Below are 17,972 nucleotides of genomic sequence, written 5' to 3'. Positions count from 1 at the left end.
CACAAATGATTCATTTTGACCAGCATCTGCGTCACCTTTTTCTCGGTCAGTCCTATGCAGATTTTCTCTCTCCAGGACGTTTTTCCGCTTCATGGTATCAGTTATGGCTTTCCACAAAGGACACCAAAGAGAAAAAACCTCTGATCTCTGAAAAACGCAACATAAGGGATAGGTTGTTCTTGCGTATTTGCAGTCGCATCATACAATGATTTATCCTTGCCTGGACTGGGCCTTGTCCTTTATGGATCCGGTAAAATCCATCTAATTTACCCAAAATGCGCATTGCCTGTTCTGGGTAAATATGGCCAACACAAGGATATTATCGTCCTATGCCCGGTTTTCAACCCCTTACCCGCAAGGATCACGCCGAGTCTGTACCGGCCCCTCTGCAGTCGGCGGAACTCGCCTCCGTAGAGCACATAGAAGGAAGACAAGATTTTTGAGATGCTTGATGGTGGGCTGCACCAGACAGAGGTGACACGGCGATTAAATATTTCCAGACAGGCGATTTATCGTCATTTGAGCCAGGCAGGGGAGAAGAGGTTGCATAGCCACCCCTTTAAAAAATGCTGAAAAAAAGTATTGCACTTTATGGGCAGCTAAAGTATGCAAAGCTTAAAGCAAGGGGGAACTATGTGACTTTCATGTTTCTAATCCGCCACATAGAGCAGGGCTGGTCCCTGCACCAGGCCCTGGACCTGTCTAATCACTGTTTGACACCTGCAGACTTGTAAGCCCGTTTCTGCCTTTGATGGCGGAGACGGGCTTTTTTGTTTTTGAAGCCACAAATTTTTGAAGGAGTAACTTATGTCTATTCAGTTTAACCAAGACTTAGAAATAACCCTTGGTACACCATTTACAGATCTATTCGCCAACACGGATGAGGAACAGACTTCCTGGTACAGATTGTGGACCGGTAAACTGGATAATGAAGGTGAGGTAGTCCGGGGAGCTATGGTAGGCGGTGGCTGGGTATCAAAAGACGGTCTTGAAGATCTAACCGTTGGGGTGGACCAGGCAGGGCATAACACCCTGTATGTGCAGACCTATACTGATGAGGTGAACGCCTGGGAGCACTCAACGCAAATGAATTTTCCGGAGGAAATTCCTTTTGAGCTGGCAATTGAAAAGGATGTGGTTTCTGAAGACACTATGCTCAGTGATATGTTCAGCTTTGATACCCCTGTCAGCAGCAATGAGGTCTGGTTTCAGGTCAAGGTGGACGAAGAGCCCGTTGACACCGCTCTGGGCCACGGCTGGGTCCGTGGAGACAGGCTGGGGGATGAGTATTTTACGGCGGAACATGGCGGTAAAGAGTTGGAGGTTACTCCGTTCTATGCAGGTGAGCTGCATACTGATAAAGCCCGGACTCAAATGGTGGATAGGGCCGAGCATTATGAGTTGAGCATAGACAAAGCTTATGTGGAAGAAGATACCCCTTTGAGCGAAATGTTCAGCTACAACCTGCCAACCGGATTCACTGCGGATACTATCTGGTTCCAGGTCAAGGTGGACGGAGAACCCATTGACACCGCTCTGGGCAACGGCTGGGTCCGTGGAGACAGGCTGGGGGATGAGTATTTTTTTGCAGAGGATACTGGTAAAAAGTTAAACGTCACACCATTTTTTGATGGCGAATTGCAGGAAGTACTCAGCCAGGAGTGGACAGTGCATGAAGAGCTGGCTGAGTTAGAAATTAATTTTATGAACGTTACCCCGGAAGAGCCAGAGGCTGGCGAGGAATTCTCAGTAGATGTAAACCTGGAAGAGCTGGCAGGTATTGAGACTGAAGACCTGACTGTTAGCCTGGCAATAGCAGGCACCGGGATAGAAGAGACCATCGAGGTAGACTCTCTCCAAGGGTCTGAGGACACAGTTACCTTTGATAATCTGGTGATAGAGGATACTGGAGAATATACTATAGACGTGACAGCTGATGCGGGTAATGCGGATGCGGTTTCATCGCGGATCACGCTTTCTCTTGAAGACTTTGTTGACGGCATAGAAATAACCACGCAGCCAGATTTGGAGTACACAGAGGGCCAGGAACTGGATTTAAGCGATTTGGTGGTAACCAAGAGTTACCAGGAGGCAGATGACCGAACCGTAGCCTTCTCAGATTTTGCAGACTACGGCCTGACAGCAGAGCCGGGAGACGGTACCGGGCTTTCCCTGGAGGATGATGGTCAGACCATAGAGGTGGAGCATTCTCCGACAGAGAACACTGCAGAAACGCAACCCCTGTCGGTCTCAATGCAAGAAGTCGAAAATCATTTTCCGACAGACTACGAACAGTACATGATAACTCTTATAAACCGTGCCAGACTGGACCCGGAAGCCGAGGCCGATTTATTTGGCATAGACCTCAATCAGGACATTTCTCCTGAAGATGAAATATCTCCAGACATGAAGCAGCCCCTGGCCTTCAACCCGGATTTGACGCAGGCAGCCAGAGAACATTCACAGTGGATGCTGGATAACGATACTTTTGATCACACCGGTGAAGGAGGCAGCTCCGTGGAGGATCGCATAAAGGATACGGACTACAATACCGATCCGCCCTGGGGCTGGGGTGAAAATCTGGCTTTAACGGGCTACACAGAGGGTATGGATGAACTCATCGCTCAAAAGCATGAAAACCTGTTTCATTCATCTGGGCATCGTGAAAACACCATGAGAGAGTCATTTATGGAAGTCGGCGTGGGCTCTCTGCTTGGAGACTATACTGGTGATACTGGATACATGACAACTGTCAAATTTGCTCATACCAGTGATACGCCTTTTCTAACCGGTACTGTGTTTCAGGATCTTGATGGTTCAGGGGCATACAAGCCCGGAGAAGGTCTGGGAGATGTCCAGGTTCAGGCTGGAGAACAGGTCACTGCTACCTGGGATTCCGGTGGTTATGCCATGCAGCTTGAACCTGGAGATTATCTGCTTACCTTTAATCATGATGAATTTGAAGAAAAAGTGGAAATGGATTTTACCATGCCCGATGAAAATGTCCTGGTGGATCTGGTACTAGAGCCAGATGATTTACAAAATCAGACTGACTCTTCTGACCTCTCCATCCAGTCCATAGTCATAACCCCTGAAGAGCCAGAGGCAGGCCAGGAATTCACAGTAGATGTAAGCATAGAAGAACTGGCAGGTGTAGAGACTGAGAACCTGACTGTTAACCTGGAGATAAATGATACGGATATAGACGAGACCAAATACGTAGACCCGCTGCAGGAAACTGAGACCACTGTCAGTTTCGAAGATCTGGTGATTTATGAGGTCGGGGAATATATCATTGAGGTTACGACTGATGCGGATAATGCTTCCCAGGCAACACAAACTAAAGAGTTTGCGATTTTAGAAGAAGACGCCTCTCAATTCCTGACAGTCACGGAAGAACAGCTCCGAGGGGCTGCCTCCGGCCTAATAGACGGGGATGGGTCTTTTGCCATAGTACATGAAGATATTGAGTATACCTTTGAGGATTCCGAATATAATATTGATACCTCTCAGGTTGCTGATATGTCCGGGATTTTCGCTGGTACGGACTTTAACGGGGATATTGGTTACTGGGACGTCTCAAACGTAGATGATATGAGGTCAATGTTTTTCCTGGCCGAATCCTTTAATCAGGACATAGGCGACTGGGACGTCTCAAACGTGCAGAGTATGAGTTCTATGTTCTCGGAAGCCGGGTCCTTCAATCAAGATATAGGCGACTGGGTTGCACCAAACGTGCAGGATATGAGTTCTATGTTCGTGGGTGCCCGTAATTTTAATCAGAACATAGGTGACTGGGACGTCTCCAACGTAGATGATATGAAGGCCATGTTCCTGGGTGCCGAAGCCTTTAATCAGGACATAGGCGACTGGGAGGTGTCCAATGTGACAAACATGAAAAAGTTGTTCGAAAACGCCGGGTCCTTCAACCAGGATTTAGGCGACTGGGAAACATCCAGCGTACAGGATATGAGTTATATGTTCCAGGATGCTGAATCCTTTGATCAGGATATAGTACGCTGGGATGTTTTCAAAGTGCAGGATATGAGAGCCATGTTCTGGGGAGCCGAGACCTTTGATCAGGATATTGGTGAGTGGGAAACATCCAGCGTACAGGATATGAGTTATATGTTCCGGAGTGCTGAGTCCTTTAACCCTGAGTCCTTTAACCAGGGTATAGGGGGCTGGGACGTCTCAAACGTGGATGATATGAGATCCATGTTCGATGGAGCCAAGTCCTTTAATCAGAATATTGGTGACTGGGACGTCTCAAACGTGCAGGATATGAACATGATGTTCGCCGGCGCCTCTTCCTTTTACCAAGATATATCCGGATGGCATGTTCCCCATATCCCCGAGGAACCATTTGGATTTGCAGGCGGTTCTCCTTTGGCGGAAAATGAGCACCTTCATCCCTGGGGTGACGAGGATGACGAGGGTAATTCCCAGGCAATAGAGTTCATGGGATTAGAAAAGGAAAAAGACATCCTTGGAGACGGTGAGTTTATCTAAACAAACACAATATTCCAATACACCACAGGCCTGACCCCGGTGATAATTATACTGGAGCCGGGGTCACCTGGTGTGATTTGAGCAGCAAAGACCGGAACAGCTGACTTAGGAGACCAGGGTAGCATAGAACAGCGAATACGTGATGTCCAACCAGGATTGGGAGCTTACTGCCGACTCCCTGAATGATTTCCGAGCGTCAGTGGACTACCAGAACGGCAACCTCTCCGACCAGGACGACTTCAACAAAGAGGTCGACCTCCATTTCATGAATGGCATATTTTGGGTAACACGCCCCTCGAAATGCCCATTTTATGGGCTGCCTGGAAGCTTCTTTCACCCTGAAAAAAATAACCAAGGCAAAAAAAAGATGACTTCCTGGTTGAAATCCATTATGATCTCCTTGTAGCAAGAATACTCAAGTCTTAAAACATCTTTTCAGGTCATCTTCTTTTGTTCATACCTGAACCGAGCAATTCTCACTGCCATTGCTCAAGAGAGGTGAATTATGCCCTCCTCAGCCAATTATAAGCAAGATCCTGTGGATAAAAGCCAGACAGATGCCCTGGTAAGTCAGTCAGATTCAATTGCCCAGCACAGCAAAGTGGATTCCGGACAGACCGGGGTCTCTTCAGGACGGGTTGTGTTTGCAGCTTATGATTCCGGATACGGTCGGGAACTATGGATTTCCGACGGCACTTACGAAGGCACCGGCCTGCTCAAGGACATTCAGCTTTAAAAGAAGGAGGCTATAATGAGCAATTCAACACAACAAAACTCTGTATTTCAGGTAAGCTCTGCAAACAACCAATCCCCCCGTTTTGTTTTTGTTGGCAATGATGGCCAAGATGGCCATGCTTTATGGCTTACTGACGGTACTGAGGCCGGTACCGAGCTGGTGAAAGCCTCCGACCAGGACAGCTACACTAGGATTTTTTCGATGGAGCTGCTAACAGACGGCCAGGTCCTGTTTGACGCCGGAACCCGGGGTCTGTGGATTACCAACGGGACACAGGATGGAACCCGTCCGGTCTTCGACCCGGGCATTACTTATGATTCCGGCCCATTGGAGCCTGCGGACCTGACCCAAGTCACTGACGGGATTGTTGTCTTTTCTGCGAGATCTAGGGGTGAACCGTATCTTGTCCGGGAATTATGGGTATCGGACGGTACCCCCGGAGGCACAAGGCTTCTAAAGGAGATCAATCCCACGAAAGATAACGAAGGCAACGCGCTGGGCAGCCGCCCCCTGCACTTCCATCGCCTTGGAGACCAGGTCTTGTTTTCTGCCATCGACGAAGGAGACATGGCAGCCAATCGAAGCTTGTGGGCCACCGATGGCACCCAGGGCGGCACTATTCGTCTTCTGGATTCTGATACATTTTACATGTTTTCTCCCAGATCCATCGGCACGGACAAGCTCCTGTTCCAGTGCCTATCAACGGATGAGGACGGTACGTCTTATTGGGTTACGGATGGCACCATTGCCGGGACAGTGCCGCTGGGTGACTTCGGATTACAGCCGGGGAGCAGGTTCCATACCTATGCAGAACCCGACGGCCGGGTAAGTTTCTGGAGTAACGGGCAGTGGAACCTCACCGACGGTACTAACGCAGGAACCCGTGTTATGGGCTCTGCCCCGGGTCTTACAGATGAGGGCCCGGAGCCCATCACCTTCTTTCGCGGTGGAGGCGAAGGCCCATATCCTTCACAAATTTTTTATTCCCATGCGGTCACTGACCATTTGACCCTTTATTCAGCGCGAACCCAAGAAATTAGTGCTGAGGGCAATTTCATATATGGTGGTAACGGGTTGTGGCTTACCGACGGCACCGAGTCCGGAACCGATCTGGTGCGGTTGTTCGATGGTCGACCACGCGACTTCTTCACACTGGACGACGGCAGCACACTCTTCGCCGTTGAAGGTGGCAGCGATGGAGGGTTATGGGTCACGGACACCACGACCAACGTTATGCAGAAGCTCGCAGAAGGGGTCTTCGACCTTTCGGGCACCCATTTTAGGCCTACTCATCTCGGTGACAACCGGATTCTTTTCCGTACCGGGGAACATTTGTGGGTCACCGATGGCACCATTGCGGGAACGGAGCAGTTGCGGGATGACTCAAGAGGTGTTAGACTTTCTTTGCCGGACGGTACTGTTCTTTTTACAGGCACGGATTCGTCACTCTGGAGTACGGACGGTACGGGGGATGGAACATACCAGTTGATTGAGGAATACGAGCCTTTCCAGATCCGCGATTTGTTGAGCTACCTGGAAGAAAACGTTCATTCAGTGGAACTGGGCGGCGGCCGCTACATTGTGCCCTATGCAACCCCCGAGGTCGGCATGACCACTGAACCTTTCCTGATGGATACCGGGACCGGTAGCTTCAACCTGATCAGTGAAATCAATCCCGACGGATGGGGAACCAGAGCGCTCTTCATGAGGCTCGATTCAAGTGCCATTGACAACATCTTGCCACCACTGCGATTCAGTCTGGAGGGCATGGTATCTACCCTGGCATTGGATGAATTCTTCTTTGACCCTCTGGGGGAGGAACTGGACTACCAGGTCGGTGGACTGCCGGAAGGCATGCAGTACGACGCCGATTCCCGTGCCGTCACCACTCTTGAGGGCATTGCCCCCGGAGAGCATACCATCACGGTAACCGCAGCCAACCCACAAGGTGACAGCGTGACTGACGAGTTTGACTGGACCGTAGTGGATACCGGTCAGTTGCTGATTGACTCTACAGGTGATTGGTTGATACCCCAGGAAGACGGTCCGATTTATTCGGAACTGGGCAGCACCATCCTTGTAGGCCACAAGGATGGCGATGGCTGGCTGCTACGACTGGAGGAAGGGCGAGTAGCCATTGAGGATGGCACCTTGGAGATCATGGATGGGCAGTTCTGGTCAGAAACCCTGAATCTGGACAGTCCGCTTATGGAAGGTAGCTTTAATGTAGATATGCAGAGCCTTGAGGTATCAGAGTTCGAGGACACTAACAGTCCGGACAGCTATCGCCTGGTGGCGCAAATGATTGGCCTGGAGTTCGCAGACCTTACTATCCGCCCTGATGAACTGCTTTTTGATACAGACCTGCGCTTTGGTGAAGGCTTTGTCACCCTGGATACCGATGGAACGCCGCTATTGCTGAGCACCTTGCCTGAGGGGCCTATGTTTTCACCCCGTATGGCTGGAGTGGGAACAGGACGCTGGTTTAAGGATGATGATGCCCTGAATCTGAGTGTTCCCGGGGGCTCTCTTTCCCTGGAACTCTCTAATTTCGGGGTGTACTACGATGCTGTAGAGGACACCTTCGACTTCAGCGGCAAAGCCGAGCTCAGCTGGGGGGGCAAGGTTCAGGACCAGTTCCGGGTCATAGGCGTGGATACTGCCCGCAGCATGGAGCTGGATCTGGCCGGAGATGCAGTTGACGATGATGCTGGGCTGTTCACCCGGGGAGAGAATTTTCTGCGTTTTTCCCCTGGCAGTGAGGAAGAGCCGTGGTCCTGGGACGTGTCCGGATCCATAAGCTATTCCGCCAAGTCTGTCCCTGGCTATGTGGAAACCACCCGTCCTTTGATTTCAGAGCTTGGTCTGGAACTGGATACTACAGAGTCCAGCTTTGGTGGCAACATTAAGGGCCAGGCTCCGTTTCTGGCTTCCGGAGTGGAGCTGGAGATTGAGCTGGGGGCCTTCTGGGATCCCATAGAACTGGAGAAGCTCAAGCTGGGCCTGGACGGTCTGAATGCTCCTCTGGGCTCCACACCGTTTTTTATTCAGGGCGGTGAGCTTGGCGTGGATGGCTTGTCCGGCCGGGATGAGGAGAGTGCTCTGAGTTATCAGGGCAGGATCAAGACCACCCTGGGTCCGGATACCACGGTTACTCCATCGCCCCTGCACGGAAGTCTTGGCGGCGAGTTCACCACCGGGGACATTGGTCTGGATTTTAAAATCGATTCCAAGGTGGGCTACTTTGTACCTGGTGTGGTGCAGAGCTTCACCGATCCCCTGGTGCGCTGGTTTGGTGTGAATCCTGCGCGTATCAACGACTTCACCCTGCTGGAGGCCACGGGTGATATAGAATACGACCTGGCTTACGGAGACATTCAGACCTCACTGGGAATTGAGCTGCTGGAAGGCGTGGTCAGCGCCCAGGCCCAGCTGGAGCTCTACACCCGGGGGGATATCAGCCATGTGGACGCCTCCATGGTAGCTACTCTGCACATGCCGGAAGCGGTTCCGCTCATTGGCGGACGCGGTACTTCCGGAACGGCTATGCTGGAGTACGTCGGGGACGGTAATGGTCAAAACAGCAGCGTTGCGGCCTGGCGTACCATAGACCTGCCCTTCGGCCTCAAGACCGGTGTCGGGTTGCGGGCTGATTTCGCCGGCAATGTTGAGCTTCTTGGTCAGCGACAGATTGAGGAGATTGGCAGCTGGGAGCTGCACGAGGATCTAAGTGTGGTCGTGCTCACCGCCCGCTGGGAGGAGGCGGCCACGGACCGCACTCTGGAGCTCATTACCCCTGATGAGACCGTGCTCGGCGAGGCTGAGTGGTCGGATCACGAGGATATTGTCCTGGTTCAGGAGCTCTCCGACGATTACGGGCGGGCCGTGGCCCTGCAGAATCCCGCCCGTGGCACCTGGGACCTTCGCCTGAGCGATGAGAGCGGCCTGGGCGAGGTGACCTACGATGCCAGCGAGATGTTTCAGGGGCCGAGTACAGAGATTTTGAGCGTGGAGGTTGATGCCGGGAGCGATCAGGTGCATATAGTGTTCGACACCGAGCTTCAGGATGCAGACAGCGGGGTGGTGCAGCTGTATGCAAGCCTGAGCCCTGAAACTGTGGACGAACTGGGCCGGCGCATTACCACTGATGCCATTGAAGTTGTTCAGGGGCAGCAGGAATATGTCTGGGATTACCGGGAAATGGCTCCTGGGACTTACTATGTGAACGCCGTGACCACAGCCGAAGGTCTGGCTCCGGACCATGCCTTTTCTGATGAGCCTGTGGAAGTTGTTGGCAGCGCAGATCTCGTGCTCTCTGTGGAACAGGAAAAGGGGCCCATAGAGGAAACATTTCTTTTGACCTTTACAGTGAGCAACGAGGGTGAGCGGGATTCAGGGTCCGGTATTCTGTCCATAGATGTTCCCGAGTCCCTTGTGGGCTATCAGCCAGATTCTGAGTTTCAGTCATTTACTGACAAGGTGACTGAAGTAAATTTTGAAAATATAGCAGCTGGTGACAGCGCTGATTTCGAGTTTCTAATACCGGCCGATTTTGAGGATCCTGCGGTTCCGCTGCAGGCCCAGGTTCAGGCTGCAGTTTACGACGCCGACCCGTCCCGCAATCAAATACTGTACGGGCTTTTTCCGGCATCGGAAGAAGAACAAGATGATGATGACGACCCCTTGCTGCAGGATTTTGAGTTTCATACACAAGTGGATATTGCCGTGGGCTCCCCTTTCTCGGAGCTGTTTACGGATGTGCAGGCCATGTATACCCATTACCAGGTCTGGACTGGGCGAATTGAGGATGGTATTGTTTTAGACGGCAACTCTTCAGGCTGGATACCTGCTGAGCATCTTGATGATTATAGCGTTGGTTATGAAAACTTAGAGCACAACACTTTGTATGTCCAGGGATGGAAACAGGGAGCCCCGCCAGGGGGCTGGCACAGCAATGCCTGGAGGGATGGGGATTATTTTGATTTTCCTGGTCCCCCGGAAATCGAGTTCAACGTTGACTCAGACATCTCTGTAGGCACTTCCTTTTCCGAGCTGTTCACAGACCAGGACGACACTACGACCTGGTATCAGTTGTGGACAGGCGAGCTGGACCAGGAAGGGGTGGTCCAGGGTTCAGTGGTGGATACTGAAGCCGGCGGCGGCTGGGTCCGGGCTGAAGATCTAAACGGGCTTCAGGTCACCGGAGACCAGGCCGGGCACAACACCATTTATGTCCAGGCTTACAGTCCCGAGCTGGGAATGCGTGACTGGCAGTCCAATGACTGGCAGAATCAGGAATATTTCGGATTTCCAGAGCCCTGGGGCTATGAACTGGCAGCACAGCATAAGCTGATCGTCCATCTGGACGATGGTTCCAAAGGAAATGTGGCCGATTTACCTGTTGCAGTTGCAGATTATGTTAATTCAGATGATTCCGGCAGCCTTGCCCTGCAGGGAGTGCAGGATGAGCAGGATTCCGGCGATTTGTTTAGTTAGTTTCCCTGATGCGGGCTATGCCCACCCCCAATTTTTTTCACGCAAAGGTGCTAAGACCGCAAAGCCGTCAACCATCAACCGTCAACTGCGTCTGCAAAAGAGACTTTTTGCATAAGCATCCTGGATCACAAATGATTCATTTTGACCAGCATCTGCGTCACCTTTTTCTCGGTCAGTCCTATGCGGATTTTCTCTCTCCAGGACGTTTTTCAGCCCCCTGGTATCAGTTATGGCTTTCTACAAAGGACAACAAAGAGAAAAAACCCCTGATCTCTGAAAACAATGGATGGGTTGAGGCCCGGGATCTTTTTTCCCTGCGTCTTGAGCATGACAATGCACAATACGATATCCTGTGGTGGAGGGAAGTGTCCGGCAGATGGAACTCTGTAAACATAGCCCCTGGTGATTACGACAGTTATGTAAGCGATCTTTTTTCCCATGAACCGGCCTGGCTTCGCATCTGGACCGGTCGCAACGACGGCGATGGCTTGAAGGGATCCCTGGTTGATGTCGGTCACATATACGGCCCTGATGCAGCTCCGGGCTGGATCAAGACGGAGGATCTAAGAAAACTTAAAACCGATGTCTCCCGTCTGGATCACAATGAGATCTGGGTCAAGCCTGCCGGTGGGGAATGGCAGAGTGCAGATATTGATTTTATTTATCCTGTGGACTTCAGTTCATTACAGCAAATAAATATAATGGAACACTCATACGCTGACCTGCTGGATTTTAAACCCTTTGCCTCTGAATGGTACCGGATATATACAGGGGATGAACATGGTGCTGTTCCGGTGCAGACCGGGCTTGCCAATGGATGGATCCAGGCCGGGGAGCTGGCAGAACTTACTCTGTCAGCAGAGCACTCTTCTCATGATACCTTGTGGTGGAAACCGCAAAATGGTAAGTGGCAATCTGTATCCATCGGACCCCAAGATACAGGTCTTAGTTTTGCCCGGCTTTTTACCCATGCTCCGGGATGGGTGCGGATATGGACCGGCAACAGAAGTGATGACGAGCTTACCGGTTCTTTTGTTGATACCGGCCATCTTTACGATCATGGTGAACCTGGCTGGATTCTTCTGAGCGATCTTAAGTTAATTGAAGTCGATGCAGACAGACTTGATCATGATCTGGTCCGTATAAAGCCTGCTGACGGTGAGTGGAAGGAAAGAGATGTTGCCTTTACTGCTGATCAACTCCAGCCTCAATTGGAGGCAGGCTTTACAGGTTCAGAATTATTTCATGCCGGGCAGGAGTTTTCTCTGGAGCTGGAGGTTTCGGAGTCAACGGGTGCAGAGATAGAGAACCTTGCTGTCCATTTCAGGATAGCAGGTTTGATTGACAAGGTTGTCGAAGCAGGAGATCCCAGATGGTCCGGGCTGGACGGGAATACCCGGACTATAGTGTTTGAAGATCTTTTAATCCAGGAGCCAGGTATATACAATGTCCAGGCTCAGGCCTTTGCAGACAATGCACAGGAAGCAGAGTTCAGCCAGGATATCACCATAGCTGCCCAGGAGTTTTCCGGACGACGTGAGGTAAGTATCGAACATATTTCCGCCGGTCGCGTGGGGAGCGAGATTGAGGTTCAGGCCTGGGCCTCTCACCTCGGCAGAAATGGTCAAGCCGTATTTACCCTGCATCAGGGAGACTTCTCCCACAGTGAAACCATCCCGCTGCAATGGGAACAGCCTATAAGCAAGCCACTGTCATTTACTTTCAATGACACATCTTCGTTAAATCCTGGCCCGGTAAACATGACTGTCAGTCTCAGCGATAGTGGAAGAAGTTTCAGTGCTTCCCAGGATTTTGCACTATACCAGCACGAGGAGGAATTCAACTGGCAGTGGGCCGATGTTGAGCAGCAGCCCTATGACTTGATCGGACATATGCTGGTCAGACTGGAGGACAGTGATAAAACCAGCATGGGAACCGGTTTTCTCATTTCTCCCAGGCACGTAATGACCAATGCCCATGTTCTTTCCAGCAACAGCTGGGAAAGCGATTTGAGTGAACTCAAGGCGGCTGAATTTTATCTTGGCCGCCAGGGAGCCACTGCAAGTCAGGAACAGGAGGACAACCTCTATCAGGCTGTGCAGGCGCACATGCAGAGATACAAGTGGGATGATCACTGGCCCGATACTGATATGGCGATAATTACACTGGACCGGGAAGTCGATCAAAATGACGGCCAGGGACATTTTCAGTGGTTCTGGACCAGTGCGGACGATGAAGAGCGTGATCTGCGTGGAAAGGAAGTCACCTGGTCCGGATACCCTGCCAGAGGAGTTCATCAGGGCGAGGATGATGGTGAAGGGCTCTATTTTCAGTGGTCATCGCAAGGTGAAGTAGACAGCTATCGCATCGGCCATCCGGATTATGGTGCCCAGAGCGGGGGTTTTAAGCTTGCTCCGGATATGTACGGATCCCGGGGGGCAAGCGGTTCCCCTGTTTTTTTTCAGGAAGATTCTGGAGATTATTACTTTGCAGGAGTTTATGCCGGAAGCGGCAGCAGCAAAGCCCCACTGGTTTCTGCCCTTGATAAGGCAGCTTATAACTGGGCTTTGTCCATAGTGCAAAAAGATGGCTATTTTCTTGAGAAGGAGTTGCTGGAGGACATGAGCAGCGGACCTTCTCCTGTCCAGCTGGATTCATTAAATCAAGGTGAACAGCACAGGGAAAATACTGAAGTTGACCTGATGGGGGTCCATGAAGAACCAGGGGGTCTTCCCGACTCTTGCTTTGTTTAGAAGCTGCTTTATCCTGGCGGCCCGGCAACGAACAGGCGGAATCATGAAGCTTTTCTCTTCAGTTAATTTGAAATTTTCGCTGTTGCTTTATCAGGACAGTCAAAATCTCTCGCACAATACTCTGAATTTATTACGTTTTTTCTATATTGTTTTAAAGTCCCGATGTGTTTACGATATAAATATTTGAGATCATAAGGTTTTATTTCTTTGACTATTTACTGATAACTGATAATTTTTTGCTTGCAACCAACAACTGATAACTGATAGCTTAAACTTATCCTGCCTGGAAAGTATGTCCTTGGGTTTCATGTAGCAAGTCCAGATAACAATTAACAGATAGAGGAGTTGTATATGTCCATCATTTTTCCACCTGTAGGTCAGGTTGAGTTAGGTCTGCCTTTTTCTGAACTTTTCCAGGATACTGACCCTGAAGCTACACATTATCAGTTATGGACAGGTTTGATTGAAGATGGTGAAGTAAAGAAGGGATTTACCTTGAGAGCTGCGGATGGTTCACCCTGGATTCCGGTCGAAGAGCTGGACAACATGTCTGTAGGTATTAATCAGCTGGAGCACAACACCCTTTATGTACGCAATTATTCTACTGAAGTCGGTGACTGGGCAAAAAGAGATGACGTACCCTTTCCTTCAGAGATTTCAATAGAATTGCAGGAAGAGACAAATGTTGTAGGCGAAGATACTCCTTTAAGTGACATGTTCAGCTATGAAGCCGTCATTCCAGAGGACCAGATCTGGTTTCAGGTGACTGTAGACGGCGAACATCTTGATACCCGGCTGGGTCGTGGCTGGGTTCGGGGCGATCACTTGGACGAAGAGCTTTTCCCGGCTCAGGCCGCCGGGAGCGAGATCTCGGTTCTTCCTTATTATGCCGGAGATATTCAGACTCAGGAGAAAAAGTCATGGAATGTAGCCAGGGAGCAGGAGTTTGAATTCTTTATTGACAGATATTATCTGACCCAGGACACTTCTTTAAACGACTTGTTCAGTTTTATTTCTCCCACCGGCTTTGAAGCTGACTCTATCTGGTTTCAGGTGACAGCAGGCGGTGAACCTCTTGACACCCAGGTGGGCCATGGCTGGGTCCGGGGTGATCGCCTTGATGAAGAGATACTCCCTCGAGCGGATGCTGGCAAAGAGATAAGCGTTGTACCTTATTATGCTGGCGATTTTCAGGAAAACGAACAGGTGAAGTGGCTGGTTACTGACAGGCCGGCAGAGCTCGGCTTTGCTGAAGATGCTGTTTTAATCAGTCCTGAAAGCCCTGAAGTTGGTGATGATATTACCTTTTCTTCTCAGGTCTTTGAAACAGACGGGGTTGAAACAGTAGAGCTGTGGGCTGAACTTACTGTATACAATGGGCAGGGCCAGACAGTCCATTCTGATGAAGTGTCTGCTTCCTTTCAGATACAGGAAGACTCTTATAATTTTGAGTTTGAGACCTGGGATGATGCCATTGAAGGTGAATACACCGCTTCTGTAACTGTGGACGCCCTCAATGCCGACAGTTTGAACGCAGAATTTGATTTTGAGGTCCTGGATCCTGCACCGGCTTTTTTCAGTGTCCAGGAGGTGGATGCTCCTGATGTTGTTCAGGGAGAGCATGCCTCTGTTTCTGTTGATATTAAAAACACCGGGGATCTGCCTGGTTCACAGGACATACTCCTTGTTGTCGACCCAGATGGAGAGGAGCTTGAATTCCCGTCTGATGAACCCCTGGAACTGGCAGGGCAAGAGGCCGGCGAAGTTCAGTTCACCGGACTGGACTTGCATGGCCTTGAGGCGGGAAGCTACGATCTGCTGGTTATAACTGATAACGACGAAAAAAAATTTGGTGATCACCTTAATATTCTTGCCCCGGCTTATTTTTCAATAGATGAGGATTCCATAAAGGACCTGGTGATAAAAGAGGGGCAACAACAGGCCGACTTTTCTTTTGATGTATCCAACTCTGGAGAGGTGTCCGGTAAACAAGACATTGAGCTTGTCATTGTCCGGGAAGACCAGGATGATCTCGTTGAAGTGCTGGAGGATTTTAATTTACAGGCCGGAGAGACGAAAACGGCTCATTTTGAAATATCGGGCATTGAGGATTTGACACAGGGCAGTTATGATTTCCAACTCAGCACTGAAGATGAGCAAATAACAGTGCCCAGCGCACTTTTAGTCCGTGACCCGGACCAGGCATGGGCATCAGTGGAGGCGGTAGACCCTGTTTTCGAGGGCAGCCAGGAAGTGACAGCAGTCTTTACAGTGGACAATATTCATGAATTTCAGGGCGATGTATTTGTTGCAGTGACAGACGATGCCGGACAGGTACTATCTGATGAGAAAAGGATAGATGAGGACTTAGAAAGCGAGACCTTCAGCTTTGAACTTTTTGAGCCCTTGATGGCAAAAGAAACTTTAACAGTAGGCATTTATGAGGATTCAGAACTTTCAGAAGAGCTAGATTCCAGTGAGGTCAGGGTACCTGAGTCTGCCCGTTTCGTTGTCCAGAGCTTTGAGCTTGATCCTGTCCTGGAAGGAGACATTCTGGAGGTTACCGCCGACATATTGAATACTGGTGAGCTCCAGGACACCCAGGATATCATTCTTGAACTTGACGGTGACCAGATCGCAAGCCAGGAGATGATGCTGGGTGGAGGCGACTCAAAGGAGTTTGCATACAACCTGGATACCTCGGATCTTGAACTGCAGCCAGGAGATTATCAGCTGGCCCTTAGTACTGATCAGGACAGTCAGGAACGTGATTTCACTGTACTTGCTGAGCCTTATTTTGATATAATGGACTTTGTGGACGTTGAAGTTGCACGTGGTCAGACAGTGGCAATATCAGCGGATATCCACAATACCGGCGATGTACAGGCAAACAGGCAGGTCATGCTCTACCTTGATGATATCGAGCTGGAAAGCTTTGAGATGACTCTTGAAGGTGGAGAATCCGCTGAGTTTGCTTTTGAGCTGGATTCTTCCGATGTGCAAGGCGATATGCTTGATACTGGCGAGTATACCCTCGGTCTGGATACAGAGGATGCCACCAGCAATGCCTTGTTGAATGTATTTGAGCGGCCTGTCAATATACTGCAGGCTGAAAGTGGTGTAGATGAGCAGACTCTTGCTGGTGATACAGAAAGTCAGAATGCCTTTGTATTCGAATTCGATTCTTCCCAGGATGGTCCCCTGGCGGATTTTGGAGATGTTCTTATTGAAAACTACCAGCCAGATGATCTCATCTTGTTCTTAGACCAGGAAAATATCTGGAACGCTTCCAGTGACTTTAATGATTATGATATTTTATCCAGTCGTGATGATGGTGTCGAGATCAGCTTTTCTCTGGTACCGCCTTTTTCGAATCAAATATTTATTGAAGATGCTGAGCTGGATGAAAGGGTCCCCTGGTCCTATCTTGATGACATTAAGGATGTGCATATAGAAGTTGAACATACGGAGGTTGTTCAGCAATCAGGTATGGAAGAATATATCAGAAACATTCTGTATCCTGAACAACACACTGTCTCATTCAACATTACCGATGATAATGATGAATCCCTCGAAAATGTAAACCTTGTGATTGAAAATTCAGACAGCTATCAGGTCGTAACTGATGAGCATGGTTATGCAGAGCAGAAAATAACTGACGGTCAATATAATTTTACCGCGAGACTGCCCGGTTATGACTACTATGAAGGAAGCTTTGAAGTTGACGGTGACGACAAGCAGATAGATCTGGAAATGGAAGAAGCTGTGTTCAATGTGGTCGAGATAGAAAGTGATCCTGAGCGGCAGGAGACCATTTACGGTGATCCAGGCATGCGGGATTTTTACGTGCTTGAATTTGGCTCCAGTCCGGACCGGGCGCAGGCAGATTTCGGTCAGGTCAACATAGGGGATTACAGCCATGATGAGGGAGATTATATTCTTTTGCTCGATGAAGACAACAACTGGAGCAGTACTCAGGAATTTGAGGCTGACAGTATCCAGGACAGTGATGAAGGGGCTCTGATTAATTTTATTAACTCTCCAGGTGACCCAGAGCAATGGTTGCAGATCGACGGTACCCGTGTTGACTCCCAGGACCCTCCCTTTGTATGGTCAATCGAGGATATCGAGGATGTCAGGTTTGTGGTGGAGGAAAGTGCAACAGTCGAGGCCATGGGTATCGAGCAGTATATCCTCCAGGAGGTCCTTGCTGCATAACTCTTTCGTAAGCATCCTGAAAGATACTCAGTTGTAGTTGTTGTCCCCAGGCCTGCGGCCTGTCTCGCACTTATTTTTCTAAATCTTACATCTGAAAATTATTTATCAGAAAAATAAGTGCGGGGACTGTCCCCAGTCACTCCAGAGGCATGATTCCGGCATCCCCTGAATGGTTAAGAAAAGAGATATTTGAAGGATTACCAGGGTTAATAGATGGATAAAGAAAAAAAACATTTTGTCCTGACTCCCTGACTCCC

The 17,972-nt window shown here is 49.9% G+C and carries 5 protein-coding genes; all 5 read left to right on the top strand.

The window, feature by feature from the left end:
* The first annotated feature begins 807 nt into the window (after positions 1 to 807).
* The 5 genes from DTHIO_RS19615 (at position 808) to DTHIO_RS06500 (ending at position 17,715) form a co-directional block, all read left to right on the top strand.
* Positions 808 to 4,512 carry a BspA family leucine-rich repeat surface protein gene (locus DTHIO_RS19615; RefSeq protein ID WP_008869534.1) on the top strand — a complete coding sequence of 1,235 codons (3,705 nt, stop codon included), beginning with the start codon at positions 808 to 810 and terminating at the stop codon, positions 4,510 to 4,512.
* A 505-nt stretch (positions 4,513 to 5,017) separates the two neighbouring features.
* Positions 5,018 to 5,248: a cycloinulo-oligosaccharide fructanotransferase gene (locus tag DTHIO_RS06515; RefSeq protein ID WP_008869532.1), complete on the top strand. Its 231-nt coding sequence runs from the start codon at positions 5,018 to 5,020 to the stop codon at positions 5,246 to 5,248.
* A 15-nt stretch (positions 5,249 to 5,263) separates the two neighbouring features.
* Entirely contained in the window at positions 5,264 to 10,744 is a 5,481-nt protein-coding gene (locus DTHIO_RS06510; RefSeq protein WP_008869531.1) for a hypothetical protein, read from the top strand.
* Positions 10,745 to 10,875: 131 nt separating this feature from the next.
* The gene (locus DTHIO_RS06505) at positions 10,876 to 13,497 is read left to right on the top strand and encodes a trypsin-like serine peptidase (protein WP_008869530.1); all 2,622 of its coding nucleotides are present in this window, start codon (positions 10,876 to 10,878) and stop codon (positions 13,495 to 13,497) included.
* Positions 13,498 to 13,848: 351 nt separating this feature from the next.
* Positions 13,849 to 17,715 carry a COG1361 family protein gene (locus tag DTHIO_RS06500; protein WP_008869529.1) on the top strand — a complete coding sequence of 1,289 codons (3,867 nt, stop codon included), beginning with the start codon at positions 13,849 to 13,851 and terminating at the stop codon, positions 17,713 to 17,715.
* Positions 17,716 to 17,972: the final 257 nt, after the last annotated feature.

Source organism: Desulfonatronospira thiodismutans ASO3-1, assembly GCF_000174435.1.
In the GTDB taxonomy this organism is placed as follows: domain Bacteria; phylum Desulfobacterota; class Desulfovibrionia; order Desulfovibrionales; family Desulfonatronovibrionaceae; genus Desulfonatronospira; species Desulfonatronospira thiodismutans.
This window is presented reverse-complemented; position numbering and strand designations above follow the sequence as displayed.

Bases quoted from the DNA above. Each gene is read 5' to 3' on its own strand.
- DTHIO_RS06515 (WP_008869532.1), top strand. From the start codon at position 5,018: ATGCCCTCCTCAGCCAATTATAAGCAAGATCCTGTGGATAAAAGCCAG.
- DTHIO_RS19615 (WP_008869534.1), top strand. From the start codon at position 808: ATGTCTATTCAGTTTAACCAAGACTTAGAAATAACCCTTGGTACACCA.
- DTHIO_RS06510 (WP_008869531.1), top strand. From the start codon at position 5,264: ATGAGCAATTCAACACAACAAAACTCTGTATTTCAGGTAAGCTCTGCA.
- DTHIO_RS06500 (WP_008869529.1), top strand. From the start codon at position 13,849: ATGTCCATCATTTTTCCACCTGTAGGTCAGGTTGAGTTAGGTCTGCCT.
- DTHIO_RS06505 (WP_008869530.1), top strand. From the start codon at position 10,876: ATGATTCATTTTGACCAGCATCTGCGTCACCTTTTTCTCGGTCAGTCC.